At 59.7% G+C, this 20006-nt stretch carries 18 protein-coding genes; 12 read left to right on the top strand and 6 right to left on the bottom strand.

Going from position 1 to position 20006, the window contains the following annotated elements:
• Positions 1–2: 2 nt before the first annotated feature.
• Together ACE3OA_RS17970 and ACE3OA_RS17965 are read right to left on the bottom strand one after the other, a co-directional pair.
• Positions 3–584 carry a hypothetical protein gene (locus ACE3OA_RS17970; protein WP_374313281.1) on the bottom strand — a complete coding sequence of 194 codons (582 nt, stop codon included), beginning with the start codon at positions 582–584 and terminating at the stop codon, positions 3–5.
• Between the two features lie 102 nt (positions 585–686).
• Entirely contained in the window at positions 687–2684 is a 1998-nt protein-coding gene (locus tag ACE3OA_RS17965) for a hypothetical protein (protein WP_374313279.1), read from the bottom strand.
• Positions 2685–2893: 209 nt separating this feature from the next.
• Between ACE3OA_RS17965 and ACE3OA_RS17960 the strand changes: the two genes are divergently transcribed.
• From ACE3OA_RS17960 to ACE3OA_RS17945, 4 genes are all read left to right on the top strand, one after another.
• Entirely contained in the window at positions 2894–4633 is a 1740-nt protein-coding gene (locus tag ACE3OA_RS17960) for a fatty acyl-AMP ligase (RefSeq protein WP_374313277.1), read from the top strand.
• 15 nt (positions 4634–4648) lie between these two features.
• Positions 4649–5596 (top strand): NAD-dependent epimerase/dehydratase family protein, encoded by a 948-nt coding sequence (locus ACE3OA_RS17955; RefSeq protein WP_374313275.1) that lies wholly within the window; start codon positions 4649–4651, stop codon positions 5594–5596.
• A 184-nt stretch (positions 5597–5780) separates the two neighbouring features.
• Positions 5781–6056: an acyl carrier protein gene (locus ACE3OA_RS17950; RefSeq protein ID WP_374313273.1), complete on the top strand. Its 276-nt coding sequence runs from the start codon at positions 5781–5783 to the stop codon at positions 6054–6056.
• 1 nt (position 6057) lies between these two features.
• The gene (locus ACE3OA_RS17945; protein WP_374313271.1) at positions 6058–7278 is read left to right on the top strand and encodes an aminotransferase class I/II-fold pyridoxal phosphate-dependent enzyme; all 1221 of its coding nucleotides are present in this window, start codon (positions 6058–6060) and stop codon (positions 7276–7278) included.
• A gap of 67 nt (positions 7279–7345) precedes the next feature.
• Here ACE3OA_RS17945 and ACE3OA_RS17940 read toward each other — a convergent pair whose 3' ends face one another.
• The 4 genes from ACE3OA_RS17940 to ACE3OA_RS17925 are packed head-to-tail and all read right to left on the bottom strand — an operon-like array spanning position 7346 to position 10968.
• Positions 7346–7921 carry a DinB family protein gene (locus ACE3OA_RS17940; RefSeq protein ID WP_374313269.1) on the bottom strand — a complete coding sequence of 192 codons (576 nt, stop codon included), beginning with the start codon at positions 7919–7921 and terminating at the stop codon, positions 7346–7348.
• Positions 7922–7964: 43 nt separating this feature from the next.
• A complete protein-coding gene (locus ACE3OA_RS17935) occupies positions 7965–8876 on the bottom strand; it encodes a hypothetical protein (protein WP_374313267.1) in 912 nt (303 codons plus the stop codon).
• Between the two features lie 20 nt (positions 8877–8896).
• Positions 8897–9961, bottom strand: a complete 1065-nt coding sequence (locus tag ACE3OA_RS17930; protein ID WP_374313264.1) for a diacylglycerol kinase family protein — start codon at positions 9959–9961, stop codon at positions 8897–8899.
• Positions 9856–10968 carry a CDP-alcohol phosphatidyltransferase family protein gene (locus tag ACE3OA_RS17925; protein ID WP_374313262.1) on the bottom strand — a complete coding sequence of 371 codons (1113 nt, stop codon included), beginning with the start codon at positions 10966–10968 and terminating at the stop codon, positions 9856–9858. The genes ACE3OA_RS17930 and ACE3OA_RS17925 overlap by 106 nt, the downstream gene beginning before the upstream one ends.
• 186 nt (positions 10969–11154) lie before the next feature.
• Here ACE3OA_RS17925 and ACE3OA_RS17920 point away from each other — a divergent pair, with 186 nt between their 5' ends.
• The 8 genes from ACE3OA_RS17920 (at position 11155) to ACE3OA_RS17885 (ending at position 19980) form a co-directional block, all read left to right on the top strand.
• Positions 11155–12123 (top strand): metallophosphoesterase, encoded by a 969-nt coding sequence (locus tag ACE3OA_RS17920; RefSeq protein ID WP_374313260.1) that lies wholly within the window; start codon positions 11155–11157, stop codon positions 12121–12123.
• A 43-nt stretch (positions 12124–12166) separates the two neighbouring features.
• A complete protein-coding gene (gene lptF, locus ACE3OA_RS17915) occupies positions 12167–13375 on the top strand; it encodes an LPS export ABC transporter permease LptF (protein ID WP_374313258.1) in 1209 nt (402 codons plus the stop codon).
• Positions 13372–14463 (top strand): LPS export ABC transporter permease LptG, encoded by a 1092-nt coding sequence (lptG, locus tag ACE3OA_RS17910; RefSeq protein WP_374313256.1) that lies wholly within the window; start codon positions 13372–13374, stop codon positions 14461–14463. The genes lptF and lptG overlap by 4 nt, the downstream gene beginning before the upstream one ends.
• A gap of 3 nt (positions 14464–14466) precedes the next feature.
• The gene (locus tag ACE3OA_RS17905) at positions 14467–15678 is read left to right on the top strand and encodes a CDP-alcohol phosphatidyltransferase family protein (RefSeq protein ID WP_374313254.1); all 1212 of its coding nucleotides are present in this window, start codon (positions 14467–14469) and stop codon (positions 15676–15678) included.
• 98 nt (positions 15679–15776) lie between these two features.
• Positions 15777–16565: a sterol desaturase family protein gene (locus ACE3OA_RS17900; protein WP_374313251.1), complete on the top strand. Its 789-nt coding sequence runs from the start codon at positions 15777–15779 to the stop codon at positions 16563–16565.
• 28 nt (positions 16566–16593) lie between these two features.
• A complete protein-coding gene (locus ACE3OA_RS17895) occupies positions 16594–17730 on the top strand; it encodes a dATP pyrophosphohydrolase (RefSeq protein WP_374313249.1) in 1137 nt (378 codons plus the stop codon).
• A 7-nt stretch (positions 17731–17737) separates the two neighbouring features.
• Positions 17738–18538 carry an NTP transferase domain-containing protein gene (locus tag ACE3OA_RS17890; RefSeq protein ID WP_374313247.1) on the top strand — a complete coding sequence of 267 codons (801 nt, stop codon included), beginning with the start codon at positions 17738–17740 and terminating at the stop codon, positions 18536–18538.
• A 131-nt stretch (positions 18539–18669) separates the two neighbouring features.
• Positions 18670–19980: an aspartate aminotransferase family protein gene (locus tag ACE3OA_RS17885; protein WP_374313245.1), complete on the top strand. Its 1311-nt coding sequence runs from the start codon at positions 18670–18672 to the stop codon at positions 19978–19980.
• The last annotated feature ends 26 nt before the right edge of the window (positions 19981–20006 follow it).

Below are 20006 nucleotides of genomic sequence, written 5' to 3'. Positions count from 1 at the left end.
ATCTAACTCGTCGCCACTTCGATAGCCTTAATGAGCGCGGCCCGCACGTCCATGCCGCTGGACCCTATGGCCGAGCGCGCGAAGCTCTTATCGACATGGGTAATCCTTGCCGAAACGCTTGGCAACTCAAGTATTTGCGCTGCCGCCATTCGATGGGTACCGCGACGAATATGGATGATTTCGCCATCGGCGGCCAGGCCGAGGCAAATTTCGTCGTCGCCGCAGTAGCGGTAGCCGTCCCGTTGCAGCGAGCGATATAGGTCCAGGTAAGTTCGGCAATAGGCTTCGATCGCGGCCTCGCTGTTGAAAATCTGGCCACGCCCTTCCGCCGGCCGCCCGGCCTGCCAAGCCGCCTTAAGCCATTGATAGAGCCTCGTGCGCGGGAAATCGTTCTCGAACCGGGCGATATCGGCCATATCCATATAAGTATAAAGGTCTTTCAGGAGGTCAGACGGCAAGCGCCCAAGGCCTTCCACCAGAAAGCAATCCTTAAGCGGCGCGACGGCCTTTGCCGTCAACTTACGCCGTACACGCCGTGGATCGACCGTGACTTTGAGCGAGGCCCCCAACTCCCGTTCGGCCACGGTGGCGAGATTCCAAGCGGGGTTTTCGAGCGATGGCCAGAACCTGAGGGAAAGCGGCGCGATGGCGCGCCGGATGCCCTCCCCCAATTTCCCCATGCTGTCTCAATACCCCCAGAGATGCTGCAAGCCGACCGCACCCTTGGGTGACGTGCCGAGAACGTGCGCCGTGAGATCGGCGTCGGCCGATTTCACCTGCAAAGTCGCGATACCACTTTCCCCGACATGCTGCCGCAAGGTGGGCAAGACGTCATCCAGCCAAATGATGTCCGCACCAAACGCCGGCAATGTCACGAAATAGCTGAGCCGCTCGCCAGCGTGATTGATGGCCGCCAGCTCGACCTTTGCCGGCATATCATATTTGAGATTGCCGCTGGCATTGGCGACGAACACGCCGGTGCGGAACCAGTCGCGCGTGCGCACCCGGCCAATCAGATTGGTGCGCCCCATGATACCGATCGAGGGGTGCAGCCAATGTGGCAGAGTCGGAATATCGGCACCGACATTGCGCCAGGAAGATTGGAACTCCGTGAAATCCTGGTCGCCCGTCACCCGGTGCTTTACCGCCATGTCCGACGTCGTCACCAGGCGCTGCGGAGCAAGGCCGATCTTCAGGTGGTCCGGACACACCAGCGCCATAACGACTTCGCTTTTGCGCGGATGGGACCAGCCGGCCATGACGTCGTCGAGATAGGCCGGGCCGATGAAATCCTTGTGGTAGCGCATCTCACCCACGAAGCCGCCGCGCGAGTCGTAGAAGCGTAGCCAGTAATCATCGAAGGGCGGATTGGAAGCGTCGAAATTGAAGCCAAACGAGAGTGCATCGCTGGCCGGTGTCACCGGCAGGCAGCAGGGATGAATCATGAAGCCGGATTTGATCGCTGTTTCGACGATGCGCCGCTCATCGGGCGTGAAAAGAATGTCATCACGATTATCGACCCCGACGCGACACAGATGGTTGGCCGCGATCGATGCGATCTTGCCGGGTTGCGGCGAGAATCCCTGATCAAGTGCATACCAGAACGATGTGCCGTACCCTGCATAGGACGCGGCGAAGTAGTTGCGCTCGTTCGACGGTCCCGGGTTGCGCTTGAAATGCACCTCTTCAACCGGCCGCGTGCGCGAGCGCTTGATCGCCGATTTGGCGGAGCCTGTGCCGATCTTCACTTCGTCATCGGCGCCCATATCGAGATCATAATTGGGCACCGTCATGATGACTTCACCGTTGCGCACGACGGAGTCGATCAGACGGAACGGCTGTACCTTATTTGGATTTTTGAAGAACTGGTGCGAGCCATGGATGATCGTGAAGCTGTCCTTCCAGAACACATCGCCGCATATACGGAAGCGGTAATGACGACCGCGAGTCAGAAACGGATGGGCCACGAAAACCTTCATGCAGACCGCGCCCTTGCGGTCCGGCATCAGGGATTTGAGGTTGAGATTGACCGACTGGCTCGGCCCCAGCACCAGATAGGAGCGGCGCGTTTCGCCTTCCGCAATGACCTCGAAGCGGAACTGCAGCGGATCCTTGATGCCGAAGAATTCTTCGAAATGATTGAAGGCCAGTGCGTCCACGTCCTCGATTTCGAGCGGAACGGCCGCCGTGCCGGCGCAAAATTCCCAGTTCTGCGCAACCCAATGCACCGGCGTGGCCGGTGCATGGGCATGGATCAGACGCAGGCTGTAGCGGAACTTCGTTCCGACGTCAGTGCCGCCGGTAACGATCGCATCGCAATCCTTGACCGTCTCCGCGTTGACCGGCTTGGCCCCCTTGGGTTGGTCTCCGATGATGTCGGTCGAGAGCCAGATCGTCTCAAGCCCATCCGATTCGCCGCGGAAGGCGTCGTAGAAGGCCTGATCGCTATGCACGGCAACGCGGCGCGCGCCATCGGCGCGCAGAAGGCCGAGCACATCGGCGACTGATTGGCTTACCTTGGTCTTCGCGTCGGGTGCAGCCACGGGCGGCGTACCCGCCTTGAACTTCTGTTTCTTGGCCTTGGGCTTGGGGAGGAGCCAATCGAACAGGCCTGTTGCACCAGACTTATGCTCCTTACCGCCGGAACGCTGGGCTACCGACAGTTCAAGATCCGAGGTCTTCATTAGGTAACTTCCCTAAAACGGACGCGCTTGTTTTATGGTCCACCCGGCGCGTCCAATGTGCAATGCCTTGTCCGAGGTCCGGACATTTGCTATGGACCGCGAAATCCTAGGGGCCACAAGGCCTGTACGCAATTCATCCAACTGCGACCTAAGGTCCCACGATACATAGATTTAATCTCAGCAGAGCCTAAAAGAACAGCCCAGACGATATGACCTTGAAACCAACCGCCACCACCAATTCCAGCCTGAAACATCGCCGCAGCACCTTCGAGACGCTGTGGGAGGCGCTGGATTATGCTGCTGGCGGCGCAACCGGGCTCAATTTCTACACGGCCAAGGGTGATCTCGCCACTGTACTCACCTATGCCGAGTTGCGGGACCGGGCCCGCGACTTGGCCCAGCGATTCGCCGGTATGGGGCTGGAACGTGGGTCCCGCGTCGTTCTGATCGCGGATACAGATGCCGATTTCGTGACCGCCTTCTTTGCGACGCAATATGCGGGTCTGTTGCCGGTCCCCGTGGCCGTGCCGACCAGCCTTGGCGGACGCGATGCCTATATCAGCCAGTTGCGGCAGCAATTGTCGGGCTGCGAAGCCAGCCTCGCCATCGGACCCGAAGCCCTCATGGGCTTTCTGAACGAAGCCGCCGCCGGCCTGCCGCATTTGCGCATGGTAGGGACTCTTGCCGACTTCATGGCCCTGCCAGCGGACAAGGCTGAGGCAAGGCCATTTGCCGCCAATGAACCAAGCTATCTGCAGTTTTCTTCGGGTTCGACGCGATTTCCCAAAGGCATCGAAATCCACCAGCGCGTGCTGATGGCCAATGCGTACGCCATCACGCATCATGGCCTGGCGATCATGGAGATTGATCGCTGTGCATCCTGGTTGCCCTTCTACCACGATATGGGCTTGGTGGGGTTCCTGCTGGTGCCGGCGACCGGACAGGTGTCGGTCGACTACATCGCGACCCGTGATTTTGCCCGCCGCCCGCTTACCTGGCTGAAGCTTATCTCCGAGAATCGCGGCACGCTCGCCTACTCCCCGACCTTCGGCTATGAGCTCTGCGTCAAGCGCATGCGGAGCGATACGGACTTTGCCGGCGATCTTTCCAGCTGGCGCGGCGCCGGCATCGGCGGCGACATGGTGCAGGACACCATTTTGCGCCGGTTCAGCGAGACCTTCGCGCGTTTCGGCTTCCAGCATAAGGCCTTCGTACCCAGCTACGGGATGGCAGAAACGACCCTTGCGATGAGCTTCGCGCCGCTCGAAACGGAATATCGCGTCGATCATGTCGACCGGGCCGATCTCGAGAATCAGTTGGCGACGCCGGCGCCTGCGGGTAAGGCCGCGCGCAGCCTAGTCGCCTGCGGTCCCGCTCTCCCAGGCCATGCCTTCGAAATACGGGACGAAGCAGGCAATCCGCTGCCGGAACGCCGGATTGGCCGTATTTTCTTCAAGGGTCCCAGCGTCATGACCGGCTATTTTCGCCAGCCGGAACTGACCGCGGAAGCCTTGAGCCCGGATGGATGGCTGGATACAGGGGATCTCGGCTACCTCCAGGATGGCGAGATCGTCATCACCGGCCGCGCCAAGGACCTCATCATTATCAACGGCCGTAACATTTGGCCGCAGGATCTGGAATGGACAGCGGAGACTCTGCCAGACCTGCGTCGGGGCGACGCCGCCGCCTTCTCGATCGTCGGCGATGATGAGCAGGAGCAGGTGGTTGTGCTGGTTCAGTGCCGCACGAGCGATCTCGCCGCCCGCACCAAATTGAAACAGGATATTGCCGGCCTTTTGCAACGTTCGATGGGCGTCGAGGCGCGTATTGAACTGGTGCCGCCAAAGGGCCTGCCGCAGACGTCATCCGGTAAACTCTCGCGTGCCAAGGCCAAGGCCAACTTCCTTCAGGGCGTCTATGCCGATGCCGATCTCGGCATCAGTGCCTGATCAGGTTCAGGGCTGATGTCCGGCATTGTCGCGCTGACCGGCGCCACCGGCTTTGTCGGGGCTGCGGCGGCGCGCAGTTTGGCTGCGGCCGGCTGGCGGGTTCGGGTTCTAGTACGGCGCATGCCCCAGGCGGCATTGATGCCGGATCACTGTCTGGAAGTTGTCCTGGGCGATCTTGACGATGCAGCAAGCCTTCAGCGCCTGCTCGGCGGCTGCGATGCCATCGTCCATAGTGCCGGTCTGGTCCGTGCCCTCACCCCGCTCGAATTCTTCCGCGTTAATGAGGGCGGCACGGCTCAACTGCTGGAAGTAGCGGCCCGGATAGCGCCGACCGCCCGCTTTTTGCAGATTTCCTCCTTGGCGGCACGTGAGCCGCAGTTGTCCCCCTATGCCGCCAGCAAACAGGCGGCCGAAGCCAAACTTGCGGCGCTAGCCGGGGCCCGGGATTGGATTGCTCTGAGGCCGCCGGCAGTTTACGGCCCTCATGACCACGAACTGCTGCCTTTGTTCAAAGCAGCCAAATTAGGGTTCTTGGCCTATCCCGCCAGTCCGGGAGCCCGCGTTTCGACAATTCATGTGGCGGATCTGGCGACGGCGATTGTCTCTACCCTTCAAATGCCCATCTGGTCCCAGCGGATCGTGGAACTCGATGATGAGCATCCCGGCGGTCACGACTGGATGGAAATCGTCGAGACCCTGGGCCACTGTTTCGGAAAGCACCCACAAGCCGTCCGCCTGCCTCGCCCCATGATGGAGCCGATTGCCTGGGGCATGAGCATCGTTTCCGCCCTGACCGGCCACGCCCAAGTCCTGTCGTGGCAGAAAGTGGCGGAACTTTACCATGCCGACTGGGTCGCCCGTGGGCCGCGGTTGTCGGAATTGGCACCCTGGCGGCCGCGTTTCAGTCTTGCTGACGGATTTGCCGATACCCTTCGCTGGTACCGCGCCGAGGCTCTTTTGTGAGGTTAGATTCCTGCCTTAAGCGGTTGGAATCGATGACTTGTTACATTCGGTAACAATTCGTCATTTAACTTTAGCAGCAAAATTTACGACAACCTCAGCAGGACGGTCGGCGTGAGTCGCTTTCCGGCCTAAGGGGTTCCCAAAGTTAACAGATTCGACAATTAGAACAGATTGGTCCGGCATCGTGACGGCGAGTGCAGCGCAGATTCCCAGTTTCAATTTGGACAATGTCGTGGCGGAGATCGCCACCGCACTGGTGCCGTTCAAGAAGTCAGACATCGAGATCACCGCGGCAACGGATATCGCTCGTGACCTCAACATGGATTCGCTGGCAGTCATGGATCTGCTGATGGAGCTTGAAGACAAATTCGACGTCTCCATCCCGCTCAACATGGTGCCGGAGATTGCCACGGTCGGACAGCTTGCCCAGACCGTGATCGATTCGAAGAAGGGGGCGTAAGATGGGATTGATGGATCGCTTCAAGGCGCAGCGCGAGCTGCATGCCGCGGTGAAAACCTGCGGCGCCGATCCGTTCGGTGTGAAGATGGACAAGATCGTGTCCTCCACCGAGGCGATGATCGAGGGCCGCCGTACCATCCTTTGCGGTTCCAACAACTATCTGGGCTTCACCTTCGACGCCGATTGCATCGAAGCTGCCAAGAAGGCGCTTGAGACGAGCGGCACCGGCACCACCGGCTCACGCATCGCCAACGGCTCCTACAACGACCACAAAGCGCTCGAAGGCGATCTTGCCGATTTCTACGGCAAGAAGCATTGCATGGTCTTCACGACCGGCTATCAGGCCAATCTCGGCGCCATCTCGACCCTCGCGGGTCCGGACGATTTCCTGATCATCGACGCCGACAGCCATGCCAGCATCTACGATGCCTGCAAGCTCGGTTCGGCCACCGTAATCCGTTTCAAGCACAACGATCCGGCCGATCTCGACAAGCGTCTCGCGCGTCTGGCCGATCAGCCTGGCAACAAGATCGTCGTCGTCGAGGGCATCTATTCGATGCTCGGTGACCACGCTCCGCTCAAGGAATTCGTTGCCGTCACCAAGAAGCACAACGCTTATATCCTGGTCGACGAGGCCCATTCGATGGGCGTCATGGGCAAGACAGGCCAGGGTGTCGTCGAGCATGACGGCGTGCTGGAAGATGTCGATTTCATTACCGGCACTTTTTCGAAGAGCATGGGCGCCGTCGGTGGCTTCCTGGTCTCGAACATGGACGATTTCGACGTCCTGCGCGTTGCCTGCCGCCCCTATATGTTCACGGCGTCCCTGCCGCCCGCGACAATCGCTTCGGTGCGCATGGCGCTCGCCAAGCTCCGCGCGAACCCGGGCCTGATGGACAAGCTGTGGCAGAACGTCGACACGCTTTATCACGGCGCCCAGAACGCCGGCTTCACGGTCGGCAAGCAGAAGGGTCCGGTGGTAGCCATCCATCTCACCGATCCGGCATTGGCTGCCCGCGCCTGGCGCGCGCTGTTGCTCAACGGGGTCTATGTTAATCTGGCCCTGCCGCCGGCGACGCCGTCGGGTACCGCCTTGCTCCGCTGCTCGGTTTCGGCTGCGCACAGCACGGAGCAGTTGGAACAGGTCGTCGCGATCCTGACCAATATCGGTCGCGACCTTGGCCTGCTGAAATCGCCGGCACATGCAGTGGCCGCTGAATAAGTTTCTCGAGTAGGTAACCTAAGACCTGTCTCACAGGGCCGATGCGAAAGCATCGGCCCTTTTGTTTTTAGCGCCGTTCAAGGCCGTGCCAGACATCTTCCTCGCGCCAACCGAGTTCGGCAAAATCCTCGGCATGAAACCTGGCGTCTCCTTCGGAGAAAAATTCGTCGAGCTGCGGTGGCGGCACATTCGTCCCGGCCAGCATCGCATGTACCTGGCCGCGATGATGGATCTGATGCTCAAAAACGTGCAGAAGGAGCCGGTCGGCGCGATCGACCTGAATGTGCTTTGCCCTGTGCACGTTGACTGGCAACGCCAACTTCGCATCATCAAGGCTGTCACAGTATTTGATCAGACGCAGGTCGACGGCGGTCTGAGCGGCACGAAGCCCGGCAAAATCCGGGAACGGCACTTCGTTCTCCCAGGCTTTCGGCCCCAGTGTGCCGCCTTCCATCGCGTCGACATAAAACCAGTCGATGACAAGGATGTGGTTGCAGGTCTCCATGATCGACGGAAAGAAGCTGGTTCGCTTTGCTGCAAATTCATCGGCACTTAATCGTGCGCACGCCTTCAGCAGGCGGTGATTGGCCCACGCATTGTTGCGTGCCATGGCCAGAAAATAGAGACCAGCACCACTCGCCATGCTTCCCTCCCCATTGCGCTTCCCAATTGCGACTCTTGTGCCGCTATCTGAACGCTCCGCGCCGATAGAGCTTCCACGCCAACGTCGGCGCCGCCAGCAGCGGATGGCGGCGTTGCCAATCACTCACGGGAATGACAACCCCGGAATGCCGCCGGACTTTCCACATCACATAATCCACAGCGCCGTCAAAGGTGAAGGCAGCCTTCACCAGCCGCAAATAGTTGAGTGCCTTGCCAAGACGGCGTCGTTTTTGCCAATTGCGCAGCGCGGTCTCCCGCGACGATACCACTCCCTGCATTTCCTTGAGCATGGCTACGCCAATAGCGCGATACCGGGCTTCATCTGCGGCGACAATCGAAACTGCGCGCTCAGTGGATTCCGACCGCAGTTCGGCAGCGTAGGTTGCCCGGAACCCCGCTCGCCAGACCGCCAACGGGTCGGCGGCATCAACCCCTTCGCACAACGGCAGGGCATTTGCGAACATCGTGCGGCAGGCCTGCGCCAAGGCAGCCGTCAGCGCCTTGTCAGTCGTGTCATCACGGCACCAGATGAGCCGGGTCGGCTGGCAAAAGCGCGCCCAGATCGAGACATTCCGCGCCATCGGGGCACAGCCTTCGGCGAATTGCCGCAACGAAATGACTGCATATTTGGCGCGCAGTTGCACGCCCTGCCAAGGCAGTTCCACGTAGAACACATTGGGCGGGAGCATCGCATTGGCCCACGCCAGGAGGTTCCCGTCATAGGCATGCTTATAGTCGTCGACGATGACATAAAAATCGAGCAGGGCGTCCGCCAGGGTCTGGTCGGGCTGACGCAGGCAGGAACCATAAAAGAGAACTGCAACGGCGGCATCGCCATGCCGCGTATGGCAAAATTCCGCCATCGCGCGTGCGGCCGGTCCCACCGGAACGTGGAGTTCCGCGGCGATCAAGGCGGCAAGCACGTCCGGCGCCATGTCCCGCGAAATCTCCCCTGCTAGAAGCGGTGGAATTGCATCACCGGTCCGGCCGTGACGACGATACGTCCGCTGGCCGGCGGCTGGAAGCACTCACCATCAATCATCACCGGCGACCGGATATCAAGCTCAAGTTTTTCGATGCGACGACTGACGTAGCCGGCGCTGTGCATCCAAGACTTCGGTTTACCGCGAAGGACGGATAGGGCTGCGGAGGCAAGGCGGCGGGGCGGTGAATCAATTGTCGTAAGCTGCAATCGGCCCGGCCCCTCACCCCAGAAGGGGGCGACGCCAGGCAGGACCGAATTGAGCGTCGATCCCAAAAAGATGAAGCAATCGCGCTGTTCGGATACCCCGTCAACGGTCAGACCGATGGTCTCGCCATGAAAACCGGAACGCCGTCCGGGGCCGAACACAAGGATCTTGATGATCGACCAGGCGATACCGAGCTTTGCGGCAAATATCTGCTTTGCCCCAAGGCTATGAATGTCGCGCCGTACCAGCTGCGTGCCCTGATAGAAGCCAATTCCGCCGATGAGAAAACCACGCTCGATAGCACGGCCATCTCCAAAATCCACCGACAGCACTGGCCGCTCCAGCACTTCACCCGGCTCACCCGCCTCCACGCGCATCACTAGGCGCTTAAGGCCATTTGCAGGAAGACCCGGCTGGCCGACTTCGTGAGCAATGACATTGGTCATGCCGGCGGAAAGGAGGCTGAGACAAGGCGGCGTGGCAAAGGGGCTGTTGTTGAGCAATGCAGAAACGACCGCCAGCACGGTGCCATCACCACCGCTGACGGCCAGATGCGTGATGCCCGCCGCCGCCATCTCCGCGAGGCAATTGGGCAACTCGCTGATGTGATTGAAGGACCGGTGCTTTACATGCGGATGTTCGGCCAGCAGATGGTGGATCTCGCGCATCGAAATCTTATTGCGCTTACTGTGCGCATTGCTGATGACGCCGATCCGCACCATGCTCAGGCGACCTCGGTGAGCCAGGATTGCAGGCGAACACCCTGTGCACGCGCGACGAATGCCTGGGCGATGCGAAAGCAATGGAAAGCAAAGGAGATGATCGTCCACCAGGCAACGAGTTCAAAGCCGAAAGCCGGCGCACCCAGCAGTACGGCGATGCTGAGGATGATGAGGTTGGGATTGCGCCGCGCCGTGATTTGCCGGAAGGCTGAATCCAGCGGCCGCCAGATATGCATCTCGATGCCGAACTGCCAGATGAAAAGCCCCTCCTGACCACGGCCGAGTATGTATCCGGCGATGATCACCCAAAAGGTCCACGGCGCGACGGCAGCTGCCCCGCCGAGGCCCGCATACCACGCCCAGTACCAGAAGGGCGGATGCACCAGATCCGTGCCATGGTCGAACACATTGCCCCATTTGCTCGACGTCAGCGTCACGCGCGCAAGCTTGCCATCGACCGTGTCGAGAAAACACATCGCCCAGGCGGCAATCAGCCCCAGTCCAAACGCCCCAACCGCAAACGCCCAGGTCGCAAGGAGGACGCAAATGAAGCTGATCAGGGTCACCATATTGGGTGAAATCCTGTTCTGGGCACAGAAGCGCGTGACATGGAGGGCCGGTATCGGCCAGACATGCTTCGTGACGACGTCGGTGACACCCTTATATGATTCCATATACATGCGCCGTTCGATCTCGGGCGTCGGCAACTGGCCGACAGCGAAAAGATAGGGCGCACCTTTACGACGGAGGGCCTTGTTGTAGTTGCTGGCGAGACCGGCGGCGTCGACCGGCACGAGATCTGTAGGCATACCGGTCATATCGCCCCGCTCGATCGCGGCACGGACGGTCGCCGTTTCCTGCAGGCTGACGCAATGCGCAGCGACCGGTCGGCCGGCGCCGTCGAGCAACACTTTTCCCGGCTGTAGCAGCAGCGCCTTTACAAGCGCCTCATCGAAAATGGAATCGGCCCGGAAGACCAAGCGCCCCAGGTCCACGCCGGTATCTGCGCGCCGCAAGGCACGCTCCAAACGCTGGCGCGGCGACAGCCCCCAGACGATCTCGCCCGACTCGTGGACGAAGATCGCCTCAGATCCTCTATCCGATTGAATTACCATGCTATTTTAATCGCACCGGCGGCTGTGACGGGCTTTGTTAGCGCCGATTGGGCTATCCCGTCTAGCCAAATCGGCAGTGGGTGACAAAAGGTGTTAGAAGCTTGACCGAACGAGATAATCGGCCCAGATAAAGCACCCCCCGAGCGGCGGATCGTCCATGACGGCACCCATTGCAAGGAACGACGCGTGACTGGCTTTACCCTGGCGCATTTCAGCGACCCGCATCTTGGCCCCCTGCCCGCCGCCAGCTGGCAGGATTTGGCCAACAAGCGGGCGTCAGGTTTATTTTCCTGGACCCGAAACCGGGTCAAAATTCACAAGCCAGCGGTCCTCAAACTACTGGTCGAAGATCTGAAAGCTCAGTCTCCGGACCACATCACCGTGACGGGAGACCTGGTTAACATCTCGCTGCCGGCCGAATTCAAAGCCGCAGCGCGCTGGCTGGAGACTGTCGGCACGCCGGACAATGTCACCATCATCCCTGGCAACCATGACGCCTATGTTGCGATGCCGTGGGCTGATTCTCTGGCTTGCTGGGCGCCCTATATGCTTGGCTCCCGTGCTCCCGGCGGCCCGGAAACGCTGCCTCAAAATGGGGCTGACTTTCCCTTCGTCCGTCGCGTCGGCTCCATAGCGCTTGTGGGCACATCGACCGCCGTTCCTATGCCGCCCTTCATCGCCGCTGGGCGCCTGGGGGCTGAACAACTCTGCCGGCTACGCGACCAATTGCGTTACCTGGGCCGTGACGGCCTGTTTCGTGTCGTTCTGATTCACCATCCGCCATTCGGCGGTGGTGCCTATAAGCGGAAATCTCTGCTCGACGCTCAGGACTTCCAGGAGGTTCTGGCAGACGCCGGGGCCGAGCTCGTTCTCCATGGCCACACCCATGTGTCGGGTCTGGCACGCATCCAGACACCTCAGGGACCGATTCCTGTTATCAGCGTCCCTTCTGCATCGGCCGTGGCCGCTGGCCACAAGGACCCATCCCGCTATCACCTCTATCGAATCAGCCGTAGTGCCGATTCATGGCGGGTGGAGGTCGATATCCGCGGTCTCAACACAACCCAGGATGCTTTCGTGCCGCAAGGCAGTATGGCGCTTACGATTCCCCTGATAGTATCAAAAAATGTCTCGGTCGCCGGAGCGGCCGCATGATGTTCACCCGCGCCGTGCGTTGGCTTGAGGCACTCATCGTTTCATGAAATTCCTCCGTATAGACCTCTATATCCTGAAGCGCGTGGCCCTGCCGTTGCTTGCGACGGTTGGCATCGCTATGGCAGCGTTGCTGTTAGAGCGCCTCATCAGATTGCTGGACCTCTTCGCCAATCGCGGCGGGCCGATGAATATCGTCCTCAAGATGCTCGCGAATCTGGTGCCGCATTATCTTGGCATTGCCGTCCCGGCGGCGCTTTTCGTCGGTGTGCTCTATGCCAGCATGCGCCTCTCTTCGGACAGCGAACTCGACGCCATGCGGGCGAGCGGCTTGTCATTGCGTCGCCTCATGATGCCGATCCTGGCATTGTCGGTCGTGCTGGTCATCGCCAGCGCCTATCTCATCGGCTTCCTGCAGCCATATACCCGCTTTGCCTATCGTGCGCTGGTGCACCTCGTTGTCGAAACCGCCTGGGATTCTGCAATTGAACGCGGCGCCTTTTTCACGGGCTTTGGCGGCAAGACGATCCTCATCGGCGACATCTCCGAAGGTGGCAGTCGTCTCTCAAAAATCTTCGTCAAAGAGATTGATGACAACGGACAGGACATTGTCACGACAGCTGAGAGCGGGCAGCTCGAGCGCAATTCGGATTTGTCCTTGGTCCTGACCTTGCACAATGGCGTGCGAACCGAGGCCATGCCCGGGACCACGGATGCCAAGGCGGTCGAGTTCACCGAAATCGAACTGCCGATGGATACGATAGCGCCCGAACCGTTCCGCAATCGCGGCGAGCGGGAAAGCGAACTTGATTTCATCGAGTTGGTGCAAGCGCTCTTCAATACACCGCCGGCTCTACACATCGACGATGTTAAGGCTGAATTGAACAGCCGCCTTGTACGTACCATTTCGATCATTTTCCTGCCCCTTCTCGCCATGCCGATCGGTGTCTCCTCCCGTCGCACGTCAAAGGGCATGCGCATGTTGGTAGGCATCCTGTTCCTGGTGGCCTACTTTCAGATCCTCCAATTCGGGCGTGACGCGGTAGGAGCCGGTATCCTGGGACCTGTCATGGCTTTGTGGGTCCCTTTTGCCGTATTCGGCAGCATCAGCATCTGGCTCTTCTACCTCGCCAATTCACGCCCCGGTGCCGATCCGCTGGCTCATGTCTTTGAATCGATTTCGGACAGCACTGACTGGCTCTGGAAGCGCACCCGACGTGCCCTGTCTCGTCGCACGCAGGAGATCGCGGAATGAACACTTTTTCGCGCTACGTGCTGAAGAACTTCCTTTGGCAGTTCCTGCTGCTGCTGATCGGGTTCACCGCCTTGCTGCAACTCTTTGACCTGCTCAACAACAGTGCCGATATTCTGAATGACCACATGGGCCGGATCAGCGCCGTATTTGAATACGCCGCTCTGAGGCTACCTGAAATTACGTCGTTTCTTGTTCCATTCGCCGTCCTCATGGGTGCGCTGGTGACGCTCGGCAAAATGGAACGCAACAACGAGATCATGGCCTATAAGGCGGCCGGGGCTCCCTATTTCACCGTGCTGTGGGCCTTCCTCCCCGCGGTCGGTATCGTCGCGGTTCTCCATTTTTTCCTTGCCGACCGAATTGTACCGGTATCGATTCAAACCCTGATCGCACGCGACCTGACCGCCGAGCGCAACAAATCGAAAAATGAGGCAAAGGACGAACCGCTTTTCGTACAGGAAGGCAATTCCGTCATCGAAGCTGGCGCGGTTGGCCAGGATGGCATGGTGCTCAGTCATTTGCGCATTTATGAGCGCGACGCTGAGGGCAAGATCGTCAGACAGATCTTTGCCGACGACGCCCATTACGATGCGGCGGAAGAGACTTGGCGTCTTATAAATGTCTGGACTACCGTCGTTCCACCCGATGGAGCCGCTCAGACCCTGCACAGTGAAAGATGGGATTGGAAGTCGCGCCTGACGCCGGCCGAGTTTTCGGACCTGGTTGAAAAGCCCCAGGCCATGACGCTTGGCAAAATCTGGGGCTTTATCTCCTCGACCCAGGTCGGCGTGAGACCCACCTATTTCTACGAAACCTGGCTGCAGAAGCGCATCGCCTTGCCCGTGAGCTCAATTCTGATGATCCTGCTTGCAGCACCGGTGGCTCACTCACTGCACCGGCGCGAGCGTGGGCTAGCCATGGGCATGACGGTCGGCTTCGGGCTCGGATTCCTCTACTTCCTGACGGATGGTTTGGTCCTCTCCCTGGGTGAGTCCGGCGCTGTTCCACCGTTCCTTGCCGCTTGGCTTCCGATCCTGCTCTTTGCTGCCATCGGCGGCGCCTGGCTGATCAAGCAAGAAGGCTATTGAGCCATGAAGCTGTGGATCGACGCCGGGCGCTTCAGCGCCGAGCGGGTCTTTGGCATCGATATGATCGAACGCCATCTGAAGGCCGCCCGCCATCAGAAGCTAGATCTCAGCGAAGTCATCATCGATATCGGTGCCGGATCCGCGCCGACCTGGACATCGGAACCGCGGCTGCATTGTCCTGTGAGAATCGTGTCCGGCGACGGCGACTGCGGCACAAGATTGAAACGTGCACTTGAAGCCGGCGAAGTCCTTCTGGTCACCGATGCGGCCAGCCTCGCGGACGCGCGCCTCTATCGCTACCTCGCCGATCGCAAGGGCAGTTGTGCCATCCGCGCCAACAAGGGCGCGATTGGCCGCATCGAACCGGTGGACGCTGCCGCCGTCCTGCCGGCACCGACACTTGATGCCGCTACCGGCCATCTTGCCGAAGTCAGCCAGGATGAGTTCCCGGCCTTCGTTGCCAAGCTGCGTCGTTCACTGCCCTACTATCTCTTCTCAGTTACAGGCCCAGCAGAACGAAAGAGCGTCGAAAAGTTCCTTTTCTGGTCAAACTACAAAGGCTCGACCGACTTCTTCACGAAATACGTCTACCCGCCTTTGGTCTGGATGATGGTCCCGCCCCTGGCGCGGGCGCGGGTACATCCCAATGCGGTGACGATCGTCAGCATCATTCTCACCGTGCTGGCAGTGCCACTCTTTGCGACCGGCCATTTCTGGTGGGGCTTTGCCTGCGCCTATGGCATGAGTGTGCTGGACTCCGTCGATGGGAAGCTTGCTCGCCTCACCTTTACGGATTCGGCCATCGGCAACGTCCTGGACCATGGCCTCGATATCGTCCACCCGCCCTTCTGGTATTTTGGCTGGGCCATCGGGCTGTTGGGGGGATGGGCTGCAATGGATCCCGCTTCGCCTCTGTGGCATGCGGCCCTCTGGATGCTCGGGCTCTACATCCTCGATCGGTTGATTTTGGCGGTTTACCGCGCAAAGTATAAACGTGGCTTGCACACGCATGCGCCGATGGATGCATTCGTGCGCACCTTCATCTCGCGCAGAAACATAAATCTCCCATTGTTTACAGTCTGTTATGCCCTTGGTTGGGGAATTGAGGCCTTCTATTTCATCGTTCTTTGGCAGGCCCTTACCTGTGCTTACCATGGGCTGCGCACGATCTGGATTCTGATGACGTTCCGCCCGGCCGTTTCCAAGCCCACATAAATGCGCCGATCGATCCCATGCTTGCCCTAAAATGTTGATCCGACTAGATTACCGGCGAAGTTTCAATCTAGACAACATCAGCTAGCGAGTCCGCCGCCATGCTTCGTTTCGGCTTCTGGAAAGACCGGACCCATAATCTATCGCGCATGTCGCTCGCCGATCTCTTTGCGGCATTCGCCACCTATCCGTCGGTCCACGCTTACTTTGGCCTTGCGGCGGTCAGCCTCTATTTTGTCTATCGCTGGTACGCCGGCTGGGCGCCGTTGGCGATCGCCGTTGGTTTGTCCGTCCTGGTCTATCCGTTGGTCTGGTACGTGCTGCACCGCTGGGTCTTGCACAGTCAGTTCCTCTACAAATCGCCGCTGACGGCCAAGGTGTGGAAGCGCATCCATTTCGATCACCACCAGGACCCGCACAATCTCGTCGTCCTGTTCGGCGCGCTCTACACAACGCTGCCGACTATTGCGCTCGTTACCATGCCGATCGGCTATGCCGTCGGTGGTCTACCCGCGGCTGCTATGGCCTTTGCAACCGGGCTACTGACCACCTGCTTCTATGAATTCTGCCACTGCGTGCAGCACCTCAATACCAGCCCGAAGACGGCGTTCATGAAGCGCCTGAAACAGCTCCACATGTGGCATCACTTCCACAACGAGCAGGGCAATTTCGGCATCACCAATTTCCTTTGGGATCGCCTGGGCAAGACCTATTACTCGAGGGCCAATATGGTTCCTAAGAGCCCGACCGTCTTCAACATCGGCTATACGGCGGAAATGGCCGAGCGTTACCCTTGGGTGGCGCAGCTATCCAACAACACCCGTGGTGACGGCAATCCCCGCCGCTTCCGCACCGGTGACGGTGCGACGGATAGCAATCCGACCGCCTGAGCATCTTCATTCGTAAAGGCTGACTTCCATGGCAAAGATCGAGGTTGTTCCGGTCACCGACGCGGCCGGGCTGAAAGCCTTCATTGCCTTGCCCAAGCGCCTCTACCAGGGGCAAAAAGGTTATGTCGCTCCACTCGACATGGAGCGTGAAGAGGTCCTGTCTCCCAAGAAAAACCCATATTTCACCCACGCCAAGGCGCAGCTTTTCATCGCCAGGCGCGATGGTACGACCGTGGGCAGGATTTCGGCACAGGTCTGCTCGCTTGAGCAGAAACTCCGACCCGGTACAGGGCATTTTGGCTGGCTCGATGCTGAAGATGACCCGGCGATCTATCGCGCCTTGATCGACACTGTGGCCGACTGGCTCCGCAAGGAAGGTTCCACCCGCATAGTTGGCCCTCTCAGCTTCTGCACAAATGAAGAAACCGGGCTGCTGGTCGACGGGTTCGACAGCCTGCCCATGCTGATGATGCCCTATCATGCGCCCTATGCCGGCAAGAATGTAGAAGCGGCAGGCCTTGCCAAGCTCAAGGATTTGGTCGCCTACGACCTCGACAAATCCGCCTATAAGCCGATGGGATCATCGCGCATGCTGGAGAAAATGCAGGTCGACGGGACCATCCGCATGCGCGGGCTGGACATGAAGAACTATACCCGCGACCTCGGCATCATTCTGGATATCTTCAATGATGCCTGGAGCGAGAATTGGGGCATGATCCCTTTCACTGCCGATGAAATCGCCGCGGCCGCCAAATCAATGAAGCCGTTGATCGACCCGGATCTGGTCGTCATCGCCGAGGTGAAAGGCGAGCCGGCTGGCATGCTGGTCTGCCTGCCCAATCTCATGGAGGCGATCCGCGACTTCAATGGCAGCCTGCTGCCGTTCAATGTCTTCAAGCTGCTCTGGCGTTTGAAGAGGAAGACATTAAAGTCGAGCCGCATTCCCTTGATGGGTATTCGCAAACAGCATCATGGCTCTGTGCTGGGCGCCACCCTGCTGCCGCTCATGTTCAACCGTTTGAAAGAGCCATTCCTGAAACGCGGTCTCGAAAGCGTCGAAATGTCGTGGATTCTCGAAGACAATCTGCCGATGCGCCGAGTCATCGAGGGCGTTGGTGGCAAGGTCTATAAGACCTATCGTATCTATGAGAAATCGCTGGCCTGACCGGCACATGACCGACGCAACGTTCAATGCGCTGATCCTCGCCGGCAACCGGCGCGAGGGTGACAGTGTCGCCAGCCTGACCGGTGTCAGCCACAAGGCTCTCGCGCCGATCAACGGCATTCCAATGTTGCTCCGGCTCTATCGGACGATGCGCGCCTGCGCCGGCATTGGCGATGTCTACGTCTGCATCGATGACGGTGCGTTGCTGGACGAAATTGCCGAGCTAGCGGAGGCGCGAAATAGCGGCCGGTTAAAAATCGTCCCGCCGGCGGCGAGCCCTGCGGCGAGCTTGAGCGCTGCTTTGGATAGGATTGGTCTCGCCCGCCCGCTTCTCACCACGACCGCCGACCACCCCCTTCTCCGCCCGGAGATGGTGGCGCACATGCTGGCTTCGGCGCCACCCGGTGCTGAGCTCAGCGTCGGCCTTGCCGAAGCGGAGACAGTGACAGCTGTCTATCCCGACGCCATCCGGACATTCTATCGGTTCAAGGGGCGCCGCTTCAGCGGGTGCAATCTCTTTCTCGCCCGTAGCGAGGGCGCTAAGAAAGTTGCCGCCTATTGGCAGCGCATGGAACGGCATCGCAAAAAGCCCTGGCGGCTGGTGTGGGAAGTCGGGCCTCTGGCTCTCCTGCGCATGGTTTGTGGCCAACTCAGCCTCGACGATGCTTTCGCACATGTCTCGCGTCTTACCGGCGCGCACATTCGACCGGTTCTGCTGCCCTTTGCCGAGGCGCCGATCGATGTAGACAAGCCCGCCGACTACGAACTCGTCAGCCAGATCCTGCGCAGCCGAGAGGGTGCCGCCTAGGTGCGGGCGATCTCATACCCTGGCCCCCGGTATTCGGACTGCCTGCACCCTTGGCTTTCTCTTCTCCAACGGCCTAGGATTGTCGCAAATAGGCCTGTGAAATCAGGCGGATCGATTCGGGAGAGCCAGTGATGCAATACACCGCGAACACCCTCGAAAACCATTGGATGCCCTTCACCTCGAACCGCGACTTCAAGGCGGAACCCCGCCTGATGGTCAAAGCCCAGGGCATGCACTATTGGAACCACAAGGGCGAAAAACTGATCGACGCCTCGTCTGGACTGTTTTGCTGCGCTGCCGGCCATGGCCGCACCGAAATCATCGACGCTGTCCATGCGTCCATGAAGGAAATCGACTACACGCCGCACTTCCAGGTTGGCCATCCCTCTTCCTTCGAACTCGCCCAGAAGGTCGCCAAGATCACCCCCGGCGACCTCGACTACGTCTTCTTCTGCAATTCCGGTTCTGAAGCCGTCGAGACAGCGATCAAGATCGCGCTTGCCTATCATGTCGCCAAGGGCGAGGGCCAGCGGACGCGCTTTGTCAGCCGCGAACGTGCCTATCATGGCGTCAATATCGGCGGCGTCTCCTTGAGCGGCATGGTGCGGAACCGTGAAACCTTCGGCGCAGTCATGCCGGGCGTTGCTCATCTGCGGCACACTTGGCAGCCGGAGGCCCGCTTCACGCGCGGCCAGCCGGAGAATGGCGCCGATCTTGCCAACGACCTGCAGCGCTTTATCGATCTCTATGGCCCTAAATCCATTGCGGCCTGCTTCGTGGAGCCGATCGCTGGCTCCACCGGCGTGCTGATTCCGCCGAAGGGTTATCTCGAGCGCCTGCGCGAAATCTGCGACAAGAACGGCATCCTGCTGGTGTTCGATGAAGTCATCTGCGGTTTCGGTCGCACCGGCAAGGCCTTCGCCGCGCAAAGCTTCGGTGTGACACCCGATATCATCACCATGGCCAAGGCACTCACCAATGGCGCCCTGCCGATGGGTGCCGTCGCGGTAAGCGAGAAGATCTATCACACTGTCACCAGCTCCGCTCTCGATGGCGCGGTCGAGTTTTTCCATGGCTACACATACTCGGCCCACCCGGCTGCATGTGCCGCCGGCATCGCCACCCTCAATGTCTATGAGAAGGAAGGACTGTTCGAACGCGCTGCGGAAATGTCACCCTATTTCCTCGACCGCATGTATTCGCTGCAGAGCGTCAAGTCCGTGACCGACATTCGCGGCTATGGCATGCTGTGCGGTATCGATCTGGCACCGGCGGCGCGACCTGGCCTGCGTGGCTTCGACGCCACCAAGCGCCTGTTTGCCAAGGGTCTGCATATCAAGTTCACCGGCGATGCCGGAATCTGCGCGCCGGCACTCGTCGCCACAAAGGCCGATATCGACGAAATCTGGCGCATCTTCAAGGAAGTGTTCAGCGAATACTGATGCCAGTGCAACCAGCCAGGTCACGC

It is taken from the genome of Dongia sp. (assembly GCF_041906375.1).
GTDB lineage: Bacteria > Pseudomonadota > Alphaproteobacteria > Dongiales > Dongiaceae > Dongia.
This window is presented reverse-complemented; position numbering and strand designations above follow the sequence as displayed.

What these genes read in the sequence shown, in the direction of transcription:
- ACE3OA_RS17965 (WP_374313279.1), bottom strand. Translation starts at nt 2,684, where the DNA reads ATGAAGACCTCGGATCTTGAACTGTCGGTAGCCCAGCGTTCCGGCGGT.
- ACE3OA_RS17960 (WP_374313277.1), top strand. Translation starts at nt 2,894, where the DNA reads ATGACCTTGAAACCAACCGCCACCACCAATTCCAGCCTGAAACATCGC.
- ACE3OA_RS17955 (WP_374313275.1), top strand. Translation starts at nt 4,649, where the DNA reads ATGTCCGGCATTGTCGCGCTGACCGGCGCCACCGGCTTTGTCGGGGCT.
- ACE3OA_RS17945 (WP_374313271.1), top strand. Translation starts at nt 6,058, where the DNA reads ATGGGATTGATGGATCGCTTCAAGGCGCAGCGCGAGCTGCATGCCGCG.
- ACE3OA_RS17940 (WP_374313269.1), bottom strand. Translation starts at nt 7,921, where the DNA reads ATGGCGAGTGGTGCTGGTCTCTATTTTCTGGCCATGGCACGCAACAAT.
- ACE3OA_RS17935 (WP_374313267.1), bottom strand. Translation starts at nt 8,876, where the DNA reads ATGGCGCCGGACGTGCTTGCCGCCTTGATCGCCGCGGAACTCCACGTT.
- ACE3OA_RS17925 (WP_374313262.1), bottom strand. Translation starts at nt 10,968, where the DNA reads ATGGTAATTCAATCGGATAGAGGATCTGAGGCGATCTTCGTCCACGAG.
- lptF (WP_374313258.1), top strand. Translation starts at nt 12,167, where the DNA reads ATGAAATTCCTCCGTATAGACCTCTATATCCTGAAGCGCGTGGCCCTG.
- lptG (WP_374313256.1), top strand. Translation starts at nt 13,372, where the DNA reads ATGAACACTTTTTCGCGCTACGTGCTGAAGAACTTCCTTTGGCAGTTC.
- ACE3OA_RS17905 (WP_374313254.1), top strand. Translation starts at nt 14,467, where the DNA reads ATGAAGCTGTGGATCGACGCCGGGCGCTTCAGCGCCGAGCGGGTCTTT.
- ACE3OA_RS17900 (WP_374313251.1), top strand. Translation starts at nt 15,777, where the DNA reads ATGCTTCGTTTCGGCTTCTGGAAAGACCGGACCCATAATCTATCGCGC.
- ACE3OA_RS17895 (WP_374313249.1), top strand. Translation starts at nt 16,594, where the DNA reads ATGGCAAAGATCGAGGTTGTTCCGGTCACCGACGCGGCCGGGCTGAAA.
- ACE3OA_RS17890 (WP_374313247.1), top strand. Translation starts at nt 17,738, where the DNA reads ATGACCGACGCAACGTTCAATGCGCTGATCCTCGCCGGCAACCGGCGC.
- ACE3OA_RS17885 (WP_374313245.1), top strand. Translation starts at nt 18,670, where the DNA reads ATGCAATACACCGCGAACACCCTCGAAAACCATTGGATGCCCTTCACC.